We start from the raw sequence: 12,816 nt of genomic DNA, 5'->3' as shown, positions 1-12,816 counted from the left end.
GCTACAGCGACGTGTCGTAGTCGATCGTCAGCGGGGCATGATCGCTGAAGCGTTCGTCCTTGTAGATGGAGGCGGCCTTCGCCGTGGCGGCGATTTCGGGCGTGGCGATCTGGTAGTCGATGCGCCACCCGACGTTCTTGGCCCAGGCCTGGCCGCGGTTGCTCCACCATGTATAGGCCTCGCCGGTGGCCTCCGGATGCAGGCGCCGGTAGACGTCCATCCAGCCCAGGTCGGCGAATACCTTGGTCAGCCAGGCGCGTTCTTCCGGCAGGAAGCCGCTGTTCTTCATGTTGCCCTTCCAGTTCTTCAGGTCGATCTCGTTGTGCGCGATGTTCCAGTCGCCGCACAGCACGACCTGCCGTCCGCATTTCACCAGCGTGGCCAGGTGGGTGTAGAAGTGTTCCATGAAGGCGAACTTGGCGGTCTGGCGGTGCTCGCCGCTGGATCCGGACGGCAGGTAGACCGAAATGATCGAGTGCCGGTCGTAGACCAGCTCCAGGTAGCGGCCTTCGCTGTCTATCTCGGGCACGCCCAGGCCCTCGATGACCTGTAGCGGCTGGGTGCGGGCGTAGATGCCGACGCCGCTATAGCCTTTCTTTTCGGCGTAGTGGAAATAGCCGTACAGGCCCGGCGGGTTGAGCATTTCCAGGGTCATGTCGGCGGCCTGGGCCTTCAGTTCCTGCAGGCAGATGAAGTCGGCGTCCTGCTTGGCGACCCAGGGGAAAAAGCCTTTGTTGGCGGCCGAGCGGATGCCGTTCAGATTGGCGGAGATGATGCGCAGCATGGCGGGGACAGGTAGGGAGACGGCCGCTAGCGTACCTGAAATTGAGCCCACCCCCGAAGCGCTGCGCGCTTCCCCCTCAAGGGGGCGACGCCAGAGGACCGGCGGAGCCGGATCCTCGGCGTCCCCGGTCGGCTGCACCCGTTTTTTGCGTGGCGGCGTGGTGGCTAATCCCACCCCCGAAGCGCTGCGCGCTTCCCCCTCAAGGGGGCGACGCCAGAGGACCGGCGGAGCCGGATCCTCGGCGTCCCCGCTTGGCCGCACCCGTTTTTTGCGGGCGGTGTGGTGGCTAATCCCATCCCCGAAGCGCTGCGCGCTTCCCCCTCAAGGGGGGAGGCGTCAGCGGACCGGCAAAGCCGGATCCGCGGCGTCCCGGGGCGGGGCGATCTGTTTCGTGCGGCGAGGATGGGGGCGGCTACCCGCAGGCTCGGGATAGGGGGCGGGCGGCACGGGCGGGTTCGGCCTGCGCCGCGGGATGGAGCAGGCATAATTCCGGTTTCTTCCGAATTCCCTCGTCTCCGGTGACCGTATGACCGCTTCCGCCGCCCCATCCGTCCAGTTCGTCCGTTTCGCCCTCGACCAGGGCGTGCTGCGCTTCGGCAGCTTCAAGGTCAAATCGGGGCGCATCAGTCCGTATTTCTTCAATGCCGGATTGTTCAGCGACGGCGCCTGCATGAACCGCCTGGGGGCCTTCTATGCCGGGGCCCTGCTGGATTCGGGGCTGTCCTTCGACATGCTGTTCGGCCCCGCCTACAAGGGCATCCCCCTGGCCACGGCGACGGCCATGGCGCTGGCCGCCGACCCGCGCGCGGCCGGGCGGACCATCCCCTTCGCCTACAACCGCAAGGAAGCGAAAGACCACGGCGAAGGCGGCACGCTGGTCGGCGCGCCGCTGAAGGGCAAGGTCGTGATCATCGACGACGTGATTACCGCCGGCACGTCGGTGCGCGAATCCGTGGACATCATCCGCGCCGCCGGCGCCGAGCCCGCGGCCGTCCTGATCGCGCTGGACCGCATGGAGCGCGCCGGGCCGGACGACGCGCTGTCCGCGCATTCCGCCGTGCAGGACGTGGCGCGCACCTACGGCATCCCCGTCGTCAGCATTGCCACGCTGGCGGACATCCTGAAGCTGATGGAGCACGCCCCGGAATTCGCCGAGCACCGCCAGGCCGTGCTGGCCTACCGCCAGAAGTACGGCGTGGCCGCCTGACCGCGGCGGCGCGCCTAGCCCAGCTTCTGCTTCAACAGGTCGTTGACCTGCTGCGGGTTCGCCTTGCCCTTGGCGGCCTTCATGATCTGGCCGACCAGGGAATTGAAGGCCTTCTGCTTGCCCGCGCGGTATTCCTCCACCACGGCCGGATTGGCGGCCAGCACCTCGTCGATCATGGCGCCGATGGCACCCGTATCGCTGATCTGCTTCAGGCCGCGCGCTTCGATGATGGCATCGGGCTGGCCGCCCTGTTCGCCCGCCCACATTCCGGCGAAGACGTCGCGGGCGATCTTGTTGGAGATCGTGCCGTCCAGGATGCGGCCGATCAGGGCCGCCAGCGCCGGCGCCGCCACGGGCGAGGCCGCCACGTCGATTTCGGAGCGGTTCAGGGAGGCGGCCAGCTCGCCCATGATCCAGTTGGCCGCCTGCTTGGCCTGGCCCGCCGGCAGGGCCCGGGCGACCGCTTCGAAGTAGTCCGCCATGTCGCGGCTGGTGGTCAGCTGGGCCGCATCGTAGGCGGACAGGCCGTACTCGCTTTCGAAGCGCGCGCGCTTGTCGGCCGGAAGTTCCGGCATGGTGGCGCGGACCTCGTCCACCCATGCCTGCGAGATCACCAGGGGGGGCAGGTCCGGATCGGGGAAGTAGCGGTAATCGTGCGCGTCTTCCTTGCTGCGCATGCTGCGGGTTTCGTCGCGGTCCGAATCGTACAGGCGGGTTTCCTGCACCACCGTGCCGCCGTCCTCGATCAGCTCGATCTGGCGCCGCGCTTCGTACACGATGGCGCGTTCCAGGAAGCGGAAGGAGTTGACGTTCTTGATCTCGGTGCGGGTGCCGAATTCCTTCTGGCCCATCGGGCGCACCGAGACGTTGGCGTCGCAGCGGAACGAGCCTTCCTGCATGTTGCCGTCGCAGATGCCCAGCCATACGACCAGGCTGTGCAGCGCGCGCGCGTAGGCGACCGCCTCGGCGGCGGAGCGCATTTCCGGTTCGCTGACGATTTCCAGCAGGGGGGTGCCGGCGCGGTTCAGGTCGATGCCGCTGGCCGGCGCCCCGTTGGCCAGGTGGAATTCATCGTGCAGGGATTTGCCGGCGTCTTCTTCCAGGTGGGCCCGCGTCAGCTGCACCGTTTTGGCGGTTTCGCCGACGAAAAACGAGATGGCACCGCCGACCACGACCGGGATCTCGTACTGGCTGATCTGGTAGCCCTTGGGCAGGTCGGGGTAGAAGTAGTTCTTGCGCGCGAAAATGGAGCGCGGCGAAATGCTTCCGCCGACCGCCAGCCCGAAGCGGATGGCCCGTTCGGCGGCGGCCCGGTTCATCACGGGCAGGCTGCCGGGCAGCGCCAGGTCGACCAGGTTCGCCTGCGTGTTGGGCGCGGCGCCGAAGCGCGTGCTGCTGCCCGAAAAAATTTTCGAGTCGGTGGAAAGCTGCGTGTGCGTTTCCAGCCCGATGACGATTTCCCAGTTCATGTCAGTAATCCATTGTCCTTCGCATCCCCCGCATTAACGGGTATATCCCTATCCCGGGACGCCGCGGATCCGGCTTTGCCGGTCCGCTGGCGTCGCCCCCTTGAGGGGGAAGCGCGCAGCGCTTCGGGTGGGTCTTCCTTCCGGTCCTCCGGCGTCGCCCCCTTGAGGGGAGGCGCGCAGTCCTTCGGGGACTAGGCGCCATTACAGTCCCCCGCAAAAAACAGATACCGCCGATCCGGGACGCCGAGGATCCGGCTTTGCCGGTCCTCCGGCGTCGCCCCCTTGAGGGGGAAGCGCGCAGCGCTTCGGGGGTGGGCTATTCCGGCGCGCGCTGGTGCCAGTCGGTCACGTGTTGGTAGCGGTCGGCGATCGCCAGCAGGCGTCCTTCGTCGAAGTAATTGCCAATGATCTGCAGGCCGACGGGGCGGCGGGCATGGGCGCCGCCACCGAAGCCGCAGGGCACCGACATGGCGGGCAGGCCCGCCAGGCTGACGCCCAGCGTGTAGACGTCGGCCAGCCAGTCGGCGGTGGGGTCGTCGCGGTTTTCGCCGATATCCTTGGCCACCGTCGGCGCCACCGGCCCCATGATGACATCGCATTGCGCGAACGCGCTCTGGAAATCCTGGGCGATCAGCCGGCGCAGGCGCTGCGCCTGCAGGTAGTAGGCATCGTAATAGCCATGCGACAGCACATAGGTGCCGATCAGGATGCGCCGCCGCACCTCGTCGCCGAAGCCTTCGGCGCGGGAGCGGCTGATCATTTCCGTCAGGTCGCCGTAGTGCGCGGCGCGATGGCCGTAGCGCACGCCGTCGTAGCGCGCCAGGTTGCTGGATGCCTCGGCCGGCGCGATCACGTAGTAGGCCGGGATGGCCAGTTCGGTGCGCGGCAGCGAGATATCGACGCGGCGGGCGCCCAGGGCCTCGAATTGCGCCAGGGCGGCCTCGACCGCCGCGCGCACCTCATCGGACAGCCCGGTGCCGAGGTATTCGGCCGGCACCCCGATGCGCAGCCCGGCCAGCGGTTGGCCGCCGGCGGCGCCGTAGGCGGCCTGGGCGGCATCGAAGTCGCGCCGTACGCGGCCCGGTTCGTTGGCGTCCTTGCCGCAGCGTTCGACGCTGGTGGCGTCGCGCGGATCGAAGCCCGCCATGGCGTCGAGCAGGGCCAGGGCGTCGCGGCTGCTGGCCGCCAGGGGGCCGGCCTGGTCCAGGCTGGACCCGAAAGCGACGATGCCGAAGCGCGATACCGTGCCATAGGTGGGCTTGATGCCGGTTACGCCGCACAGCGCGGCGGGCTGCCGCACCGAGCCGCCGGTATCGGTGCCGGTGGCTGCCGCCACCAGGCGCGCCGCCACCGCGGCGGCCGAGCCGCCCGACGAGCCGCCGGGCACCGCCGCGGTATCCCAGGGGTTGCGCACGGGGCCGAAGGCGGAGTTTTCGTTGCCCGAGCCCATGGCGAATTCATCGCAATTGAGCTTGCCGATGGACACCGCGCCCGCCTGGCGCAGGCGTTCGACCACCGTGGCGTCGAAGGGGCTGAGGTAGCCGTCCAGCATCCGGCTGCCGGCGGTGGTGCGCCAGCCGCGGGTGACGAAGGCGTCCTTGTGGGCGATCGGGACGCCGGTCAGCGGCCCGGCGGTGCCCGCCGCCAGGGCGGCGTCGGCTTCCCGGGCCTGTTCCAGGGTCAGGTCGGCGTCGATGTGCAGGAAGGCGTTCAGCGCGGACGCCGATTGCGCGGCGTCCAGCGCGCTGGACGCCAGTTCGACGGCGCTGACCTCGCGCCGGTCCAGGGCCTGCCGCAGGGCGGCGATATCGGCGAATTGGGTATGCAGTGCGGGTTTGCTCATGACTACTCCAGCACCTTGGGGACCAGGAACAGGCCGTCCTGGGCTTCCGGGGCGTTGCGCATCAGGGCCGCCCGCTCGCTTTCCGAGCCGGCTTCGGTCACGCGGTCTTCGCGCAAACGCAGCGCCACGTCTTCGAGCGCGGACAGGGGGTGCGCCATGGGTTCGACGCCCTTGGTGTCTTCCTGTTGCAGGCGCTCGATAATATGGAGCATGCCGTTGAGCTCCTGCAGCGCATGCGCGCGCCGTTCGGGAGTGAGCTCGATTCTGGCCAGCCGGGCGATGCGGGCCACGTCTTCGTCATTTAGCGCCATGGGGAGGTGTAAAAAATGTGGAGCCGCCGGAGCAGCCGTTACATGACAGGCCAGCAGTAGTAACAAAGCCTGGAATAGCCGGGATTTGCGGTCTATTTCCCCTGAAATTATAAGTTATCATTCACGGTTTAATCGCTGCACCCGCAGGCGCGCCGTTCTGGCTGGCGCCCGGTCGCAGTCATGTCCCAAATTCCTTGATCTAGCTGAGCCTATATCCATGTTCGGATTCCTGCGTAGTTATTTTTCCAGCGATATGGCGATCGACCTCGGCACGGCCAATACGCTGATCTACGTTCGCGGCAAAGGCATCGTGCTGGATGAGCCATCCGTAGTCGCGATCCGCCACGAAGGCGGCCCGAACGGCAAGAAAATCATCCAGGCCGTCGGCCACGAGGCCAAGCAGATGCTGGGCCGGGTGCCCGGCAACATCGAAGCCATCCGCCCCATGAAGGACGGCGTCATCGCCGACTTCACCGTTACCGAGCAGATGCTCAAGCAGTTCATCCGCATGGTGCATCCCCGCAACATGCTGGCGCCCAGCCCGCGCATCATCGTGTGCGTGCCCTGCGGCTCCACCCAGGTCGAACGCCGCGCCATCCGCGAATCGGCGTTGGGCGCGGGGGCTTCCCACGTCTACCTGATCGAGGAACCCATGGCCGCGGCCATCGGCGCCGGCCTGGCGGTTTCCGACGCCAGCGGCTCCATGGTCGTGGATATCGGGGGCGGCACGACGGAAGTCGCGGTCATTTCGCTGGGCGGCATGGTGTACAAGGGTTCGGTGCGCGTCGGCGGGGACAAGTTCGACGAAGCCATCGTCAACTACATCCGCCGCAACTACGGCATGCTGATCGGCGAACCGACCGCCGAATTGATCAAAAAGCAGATCGGCTCGGCTTTCCCCGGGTCGGAAGTCCGTGAAATCGAGGTCAAGGGCCGCAACCTGGCCGAAGGGGTGCCGCGCAGCTTTACGGTGTCGTCCAACGAAATCCTCGAATCGTTGACCGATCCGCTGAACCAGATCGTTTCGGCCGTGAAGATCGCGCTGGAGCAAACGCCGCCGGAACTGGGTGCCGACATCACCGACAAGGGCATCGCGCTGACCGGGGGCGGGGCGCTGCTGCGCGATCTGGACCGCCTGCTGCAGGAAGAAACCGGCCTGCCGGTGGTGGTGGCGGACGATCCGCTGACGTGCGTGGTTCGAGGCTGCGGCGAAGCGCTCGAACACCTGGAAAAGCTTGGCGCCATTTTCATCAACGACTGATCCATGCGCCTGGCCGCGGCCGCTTCGCCCGAAGCGGCTACGGTGGGCGGCCGGCACCGGGCCATAAGCCCGTGAGTATCCATGCCCCAACTTAACGCCACCACACCGCGGCTGTTCCGACACGGCCTGCCGGCCGAAGCCAGGCTGGCCATCCTGGTCGTTCTGGCGCTGGCGCTATTGGTGAGCGATTCGCAGTGGCGCGTGCTCGAGCCCGTGCGGCGGGTCGTTTCCGTCGCCCTCTATCCCTTCCAGCGTGCCGTCCTGCTGCCGCGCGATGTGGTCCAGCAGATCAACGAGTGGTACAACGCCGCCAATCTGGTTCGTTCCGAAAACGAAGCCCTGCAGCGCCAGCGCATCGAGCTGGCGCAGGTCGCCACCCATGCCGCCCAGATGGCCGCGGAAAACGCCCAGTTGCGCCGGCTGCTGGGTGTGACCGATACCTTGTCGCAGCAGGCGGTGGTGGTCGAAGTCCTCTACGAACCGCCCAACGCCTTCAATCAGCGGCTGGTGTTCAACAAGGGCAGCCGCCAGGGGCTGGCCCCCGGCATGCCGGTCATCGACGAAGGCGGCGTGGTGGGCCAGATCGTGCGGGTGACGCCCATGACCGCCGAAGCGGCGCTGGTCACCGATGAGCAGGTGTCCATCCCGGTGCAGATCCTGCGAAACGGCCTGCGGCTGATCGCTTTCGGCAGCAACCAGCCCGGCAAGATGGAAGTTCGCTATCTCGCGGCCAATGCCGACATCAAAGAGGGCGATACTATTATCACCAGCGGTGTCGGCGGCCTGTTCCCGGCGGGCCTGCCGGTGGCCAAGGTGACGAAGGTCGAACGCGATACCGCGTCCGGCTTCGCCCGTGCCCTGGTCGAGCCGCTGGCCCATCCGGAACGGTACCGGCACTTCCTCGTTCTGCAAGTCGACGTCAAGCGCGCCGAAGTCAACCGCCAGGAGGCCGACTCCATTGAGTCCGATAAACCGGAGTGAATCCCAGGGCGCGGTCCTGCGCCCGCGCCGGACGGTCGAACCCGAACGCGTCGCGCGCCCCGCGCATCCCGTGATGGTGTGGGGGTCGGTGTTCGTGGTCTGGCTGATCTCGCTGCTGCCATGGCGGCTGTGGGAACAATCGCCCGATATCCTGATCCTGGTGATCGCGTTCTGGTGCGTACACGAACCGCGGCGCATCGGCATGGTGACTGCTTTCGCCTTCGGCCTGCTGATGGACGTGCACGATGCCGGGGTGCTGGGGGGCAATGCCCTGTCCTATACCGTGGTCGCCTACGGCGCCGTCATCCTGCATCGCCGCCTGCAGCGCTTCGACCTGTGGAGTCAGGCGATGCACATGCTGCCCATCTTCTTCGTGGCGCGGCTGCTTACCGTACTGATCAAGGCGTGGATCGCCGGGAGATGGCCGGGCTGGGACTGGGCTGTCGGCACGGCGCTCACCGCCGCGCTGTGGCCCGTCGTGGGCTGGCTCCTGCATCTGCCGACGCGTGGCGCCGACGATGCCGAATCGCCCTCGGTCTGACCCTTTCCAGACATGTTTGAATTCAAGAAAACCGGCGCGCAGCAGAAACAGCGCTTCCGACTGCGCGCCTGGGTGGGCGGCATCGCGGCGCTGCTGTGCTTCAGCCTGCTCATCGGCCGCTTCTGGATGCTGCAGGTGGACCGCTACGAGGGCTTGTCCGAGCGCGCGGACCGCAATCGGATCGCCGTGGTGCCCATCCCGCCGCGGCGCGGCGAAATCCTGGACCGCAACGGCGTCGTGCTGGCGCGCAACTACCGCACGTACACCCTGGACATCGTGCCGGCGCAGGTGGGCAATATCGATGCGCTTTTCAAGGCGCTGACCCCCGTGGTCTACCTGAGCCCTTCGGATCAGCGCAGGCTGAAGCGGCGCATCGCGGAAAACAGCCGCTACGCGACGCTGACGCTGCGCGACAACCTGAACGACACCGAGGCTGCCTGGTTCGCCGCCCATGCCTTCCAGTTTCCCGGCGTGGAGCTGCGCGCCCGCTGGGTGCGCGAATATCCCGAGGGCAAGTCGGCGGCGCACGTGGTGGGGTATATCGGCCGTATCTCCGACAGCGATATCGAGGAACTGGAAGCCAACGGACAGCTGGGCAATTACCGCGGTACCGATGTCATCGGCAAGAAGGGCATCGAGAAAAGCTGGGAAGCCCAACTGCATGGCCGTACCGGGCTCGAAGAAGTCGAAGTGACGGCGGGCGGGCGGCCCGTGCGGACCCTGCGCCGCATCGACCCGGTGCCGGGTTCGGACATCGAGCTGTCCATCGACCTGCGGCTGCAGAAAGTCGCAGAGGAAGCCTTCGGCGACCAGCGCGGCGCCCTGGTCGCGCTGGATCCGGATACCGGCGAAGTCCTGGCTTTCGTCTCGCAACCGTCGTTCGACCCCAATCTGTTCGTCGACGGCATCGACGTGGACAACTGGCGCATGTTGAACGAATCGCCGGACCATCCCCTGATCAACCGGCCCATTTACGGTACCTATCCGATCGGGTCGACGTACAAGCCTTTCGTGGCCATGGCGGCCCTGGAGCTGGGCAAGCGCCGCGCGACCGACCGTATCCCGGATCCCGGCTATTTCGAATTCGGCGGGCAGAAATTCCGCAACGCGGCGGGCGCGGTGTTCGGGCCCACCGATATGCACAAAGCCCTGGTGGTGTCCTCGGATACCTACTTCTTTTCGCTGGGGCCGGAGATCGGCGTGGATGCCCTGCACGATTTCACCAAGCAGTTCGGTTTCGGGCAGATCACCGGCATCGACCTGGACGGCGAAAAGCGCGGCGTGCTCCCCTCGACCGCCTGGAAGCGCGCGGCCTACAAGGACAAGGACAAACAGCGCTGGTACGCCGGCGAATCGGTGTCGGTCGCGGTGGGGCAGGGCTACAACGCCTTCACCATCATGCAGCTGGCGCAGGCCACCTCCACGCTGGCCGACAACGGCCTGTATCGCAAGCCCCATCTGGTGCATGCGGTGGAAGACCCGCGCACCGGCAAGTTCGCGGATATGCCTACCGCGCCCACCTACCAGATACCGCTGCACCAGGCCAACCTGGACATAGTCAAGGGGGCCATGGCGGATGTGGTTCGCGTGGGGACGGCACGGCAGCCGTTTCGCGGCGCCGCCTACCAGGCCGCCGGCAAGACCGGCACGGCGCAGGTTTACAGCCTGCGTGGCGCGCGCTACCACGCCAGTGCCGTCAACGAACGCCTGCGCGACCACGCCTTATTCATGGGTTTCGCGCCGGTGGACCATCCGCGCATCGCCGTCGCGCTGATCGTGGAAAACGCCGGCTGGGGCGCCAGCGCCGCCGCGCCGATCGCCCGCAAGGTGTTCGATGCCTGGCTCGTCGAGGAGCATCCGGACACGCCGCCCAAGCAGCCGGACGTCGCCGCGGGCAAACCGGGCCAGCAGACGGCCGTCGCGGTAGGCAAAGCCGGCCCGCGGCCGGCCGTCGCCGCGGTCAGGCCGGCCGCGCCATCCTCGCCCGCCAGGCTCGCGGACAACAGGCCCGATAGCCCGCCACGCCGGCCCGATGCCGCGCTCAACCAGTCCGACATGCCGCCGCGCCAGCCCGCCGTTGTCGTCAATACGGATGCCGCCATGACGGGAACCGCGCGATGAAGCGCCTGGCATTGATCCTGCTGCGTGTGGTCACGGCCTTCGATTGGCCCATGCTCTTCATCCTGGTCCTGCTGACCGCCCTGGGGCTGACCGTCATGCATTCGGCGGTGGGCAGCACCGATTGGCGTTTCGCCGACCAGTCGCGCAATTTCGTCATCGCTTTCTTTGCCATGTGGGTGGTGGCTCTGATCCCGCCCAAACTCTTGATGAAGTGCGCGCCGCCGGCCTATGTGCTGGGCGTGGCGCTGCTGGTGGCCGTGGAGCTGTTCGGCGAAACGAGCAAGGGCGCCACCCGCTGGCTGAACCTGGGCGTCACGCGCATCCAGCCGTCGGAAATGATGAAGATCGCGCTGCCCTTGATGCTGGCCTGGTATTTCCAGCGGCATGAAGGGCAGGTCCGCATCAGGGACTTCCTGTTCGCCGGCCTGCTGCTGGGCGTGCCCTTCCTGCTTATCGTGCGCCAGCCCGACCTGGGCACGGCGCTGCTGGTGTTTGGCGCCGGCTTCTGCGTCATCTACTTCGCGGGGCTGTCCTTCAAGCTGCTGGTGCCGGTGGTCGTGGCGGGCGTTATCGGCGTGGGCGCGCTGGTCAGCTACGAAGGCCAGCTATGCCAGCCGGATGTGGACTGGGTCGTCCTGCACGACTACCAGAAGCATCGTGTATGCACCTTGCTGGATCCCAGTTCGGATCCGCTGGGCAAGGGTTTCCATACCATCCAGTCGATGATCGCGGTGGGATCGGGCGGCCTGTACGGCAAGGGCTATATGAAAGGCACCCAGACGCACCTGGACTTCATTCCCGAGCGCACCACCGACTTCATCTTCGCGGTCTACGCGGAGGAATTCGGCCTGTATGGCGGCGTGCTGATCCTGGTGCTGTATGGATTGCTGATCGCCCGCGGCCTGACCATCGCCACGCGGGCCACCACGCAATTCGGCCGCCTGCTAAGCGGATCCCTGACGATGATGTTCTTCATCTATGTGTTCGTGAACATCGGGATGGTGACGGGCATCCTGCCCGTGGTGGGCGTGCCCTTGCCGTTCATGAGCTATGGCGGGACCGCCTTGCTGACCGTGGGGGTGGCCTGCGGGATGCTGATGAGCGTGAACCGGCATCGATCGGCCAAGACCTAGGGACCGGTCGCGGCGGCCGGCGCCATCAGTGCTTCCGGCAACCCGGCCGCGAACAGGCCGTCCACGAGCTTGCGCACCGGCGCGGGCAGGGCGATGCGGGCGCACGCCTCCGCGTCCACCCATTGCCATGGCCGCTCTTGTTCGATGCGCGCTTGCGCCACGGCGACGTACCAGGGGCGCACGTGCAGGCGAAAGTGCGTGAACGTATGCGAGAACGCCGCCAGTTCGAAAACCGTGCCCGGCGAGGCGCCCAGGGCGGCGCAAGCCGCCGCCGCGTCCAGGCCGGCGTCGAATTCCGGCAGGCTCCACAACCCCCCCCAGATACCCGGCGAGGGGCGCTGTTCCAGCAGTATCCGGCCCTCGTGTCCCAGCACCAGCATACCCGTGCGCCGCTCCGGCGCTACCTTGCGCGCCTTGGGTGTGGGGAGTTCCGCCTGGCGGCCGTCGCGCCGCGCGACACAGGTTTCGCGCACGGGACAGCGGTCGCACAGCGGCTTGCCGCGCGTGCATATCGTGGCGCCCAGGTCCATCAGGCCCTGGGTATAGGCCGCCATGTCGATGCCGTGTCCGGCACCGTCGGCCAGTTGCGCGTCGGCCAGGGCCCAGAGGCGGATTTCGGTTTCGCGCCGCGCCGGGTCCCCGGCGACGCCGAAATGGCGCGCAAACACGCGCTTGACGTTGCCATCCATGATGGGCGATCGCTCGCCATAGGCAAAGGCAGCGATGGCGGCGGCGGTGGAGCGGCCTATGCCCGGCAGCGTGGCGATGGACGAGGCGTCCGGCGGAAATGACCCGCCCCAATGCTGCACGATGTCCTGCGCGCAGCGATGCAGGTTGCGCGCGCGCGCGTAGTAGCCCAGGCCGGCCCAATAGGGCATGACGGCTTCCTGGTCGGCGGCGGCCAGGGCCGCCAGGTCCGGGAAGCGTTCCAGAAAGCGCTCGTAATACGGGATGACTGTGCTCACCTGGGTCTGCTGCAGCATGATTTCCGACAGCCAGATGCGGTAGGGATCCCGGGTGTTCTGCCATGGCAGGTCGTGGCGCCCGTGGCGCTGCTGCCAGGTGGCGATTCGGGTTGCGAAGTCCATGGCGCGATTATGGCATCCTCGGGAACACCGATTGCGCGGCCGCATGCCCAGGAGTAAAACACCCGTACAGGCAGGAT

General features: G+C 67.1%; 11 protein-coding genes. 6 read left to right on the top strand and 5 right to left on the bottom strand.

Annotated features, from left to right (window positions below):
- Position 1: 1 nt before the first annotated feature.
- The gene (locus tag CAL28_RS25815) at positions 2-784 is read right to left on the bottom strand and encodes an exodeoxyribonuclease III (protein ID WP_094843958.1); all 783 of its coding nucleotides are present in this window, start codon (positions 782-784) and stop codon (positions 2-4) included.
- 526 nt (positions 785-1,310) lie between these two features.
- On the opposite strand from CAL28_RS25815, the gene pyrE reads away from it, so the two are divergent.
- The gene (gene pyrE, locus CAL28_RS25810; RefSeq protein ID WP_094843957.1) at positions 1,311-1,991 is read left to right on the top strand and encodes an orotate phosphoribosyltransferase; all 681 of its coding nucleotides are present in this window, start codon (positions 1,311-1,313) and stop codon (positions 1,989-1,991) included.
- 14 nt (positions 1,992-2,005) lie between these two features.
- Here the strand turns inward: pyrE and gatB are convergent, their stop codons facing one another.
- The 3 genes from gatB to gatC all read right to left on the bottom strand — a co-directional run bounded on the left by gatB (position 2,006) and on the right by gatC (position 5,614).
- Positions 2,006-3,460 carry an Asp-tRNA(Asn)/Glu-tRNA(Gln) amidotransferase subunit GatB gene (gene gatB / locus CAL28_RS25805; protein WP_094843956.1) on the bottom strand — a complete coding sequence of 485 codons (1,455 nt, stop codon included), beginning with the start codon at positions 3,458-3,460 and terminating at the stop codon, positions 2,006-2,008.
- Between the two features lie 316 nt (positions 3,461-3,776).
- A complete protein-coding gene (gene gatA, locus CAL28_RS25800; RefSeq protein WP_094843955.1) occupies positions 3,777-5,303 on the bottom strand; it encodes an Asp-tRNA(Asn)/Glu-tRNA(Gln) amidotransferase subunit GatA in 1,527 nt (508 codons plus the stop codon).
- Between the two features lie 2 nt (positions 5,304-5,305).
- Positions 5,306-5,614: an Asp-tRNA(Asn)/Glu-tRNA(Gln) amidotransferase subunit GatC gene (gatC, locus tag CAL28_RS25795; RefSeq protein WP_094843954.1), complete on the bottom strand. Its 309-nt coding sequence runs from the start codon at positions 5,612-5,614 to the stop codon at positions 5,306-5,308.
- Positions 5,615-5,831: 217 nt separating this feature from the next.
- On the opposite strand from gatC, the gene CAL28_RS25790 reads away from it, so the two are divergent.
- The 5 genes from CAL28_RS25790 (at position 5,832) to rodA (ending at position 11,651) form a co-directional block, all read left to right on the top strand.
- A complete protein-coding gene (locus tag CAL28_RS25790; RefSeq protein WP_057653883.1) occupies positions 5,832-6,875 on the top strand; it encodes a rod shape-determining protein in 1,044 nt (347 codons plus the stop codon).
- An 81-nt stretch (positions 6,876-6,956) separates the two neighbouring features.
- Positions 6,957-7,856: a rod shape-determining protein MreC gene (gene mreC / locus CAL28_RS25785; protein ID WP_094843953.1), complete on the top strand. Its 900-nt coding sequence runs from the start codon at positions 6,957-6,959 to the stop codon at positions 7,854-7,856.
- A gap of 73 nt (positions 7,857-7,929) precedes the next feature.
- Positions 7,930-8,397 carry a rod shape-determining protein MreD gene (gene mreD / locus CAL28_RS25780; RefSeq protein ID WP_094843952.1) on the top strand — a complete coding sequence of 156 codons (468 nt, stop codon included), beginning with the start codon at positions 7,930-7,932 and terminating at the stop codon, positions 8,395-8,397.
- Between the two features lie 12 nt (positions 8,398-8,409).
- A complete protein-coding gene (mrdA, locus tag CAL28_RS25775) occupies positions 8,410-10,518 on the top strand; it encodes a penicillin-binding protein 2 (RefSeq protein ID WP_176464110.1) in 2,109 nt (702 codons plus the stop codon).
- Positions 10,515-11,651 carry a rod shape-determining protein RodA gene (gene rodA / locus CAL28_RS25770; RefSeq protein WP_094843951.1) on the top strand — a complete coding sequence of 379 codons (1,137 nt, stop codon included), beginning with the start codon at positions 10,515-10,517 and terminating at the stop codon, positions 11,649-11,651. Before mrdA ends, rodA begins: the two co-directional genes overlap by 4 nt.
- Here rodA and mutY read toward each other — a convergent pair.
- The gene (mutY, locus tag CAL28_RS25765; protein WP_094843950.1) at positions 11,648-12,739 is read right to left on the bottom strand and encodes an A/G-specific adenine glycosylase; all 1,092 of its coding nucleotides are present in this window, start codon (positions 12,737-12,739) and stop codon (positions 11,648-11,650) included. The two genes, rodA and mutY, sit on opposite strands and share 4 nt — an antisense overlap.
- Positions 12,740-12,816 lie beyond the last annotated feature (77 nt).

The sequence above is a fragment of the Bordetella genomosp. 11 genome, from assembly GCF_002261215.1.
Classification (GTDB): Bacteria; Pseudomonadota; Gammaproteobacteria; order Burkholderiales; family Burkholderiaceae_B; genus Bordetella_C.
The sequence above is the reverse complement of the archived record's forward strand: the minus strand, read 5'-3'. Positions and strand labels throughout refer to the sequence as shown.

Coding starts and splice junctions, on each gene's coding strand:
- rodA (WP_094843951.1), top strand. CDS start 10,515: ATGAAGCGCCTGGCATTGATCCTGCTGCGTGTGGTCACGGCCTTCGAT.
- gatB (WP_094843956.1), bottom strand. CDS start 3,460: ATGAACTGGGAAATCGTCATCGGGCTGGAAACGCACACGCAGCTTTCC.
- mreD (WP_094843952.1), top strand. CDS start 7,930: ATGGTGTGGGGGTCGGTGTTCGTGGTCTGGCTGATCTCGCTGCTGCCA.
- mutY (WP_094843950.1), bottom strand. CDS start 12,739: ATGGACTTCGCAACCCGAATCGCCACCTGGCAGCAGCGCCACGGGCGC.
- CAL28_RS25790 (WP_057653883.1), top strand. CDS start 5,832: ATGTTCGGATTCCTGCGTAGTTATTTTTCCAGCGATATGGCGATCGAC.
- pyrE (WP_094843957.1), top strand. CDS start 1,311: ATGACCGCTTCCGCCGCCCCATCCGTCCAGTTCGTCCGTTTCGCCCTC.
- mreC (WP_094843953.1), top strand. CDS start 6,957: ATGCCCCAACTTAACGCCACCACACCGCGGCTGTTCCGACACGGCCTG.
- gatC (WP_094843954.1), bottom strand. CDS start 5,614: ATGGCGCTAAATGACGAAGACGTGGCCCGCATCGCCCGGCTGGCCAGA.
- mrdA (WP_176464110.1), top strand. CDS start 8,410: ATGTTTGAATTCAAGAAAACCGGCGCGCAGCAGAAACAGCGCTTCCGA.
- CAL28_RS25815 (WP_094843958.1), bottom strand. CDS start 784: ATGCTGCGCATCATCTCCGCCAATCTGAACGGCATCCGCTCGGCCGCC.
- gatA (WP_094843955.1), bottom strand. CDS start 5,303: ATGAGCAAACCCGCACTGCATACCCAATTCGCCGATATCGCCGCCCTG.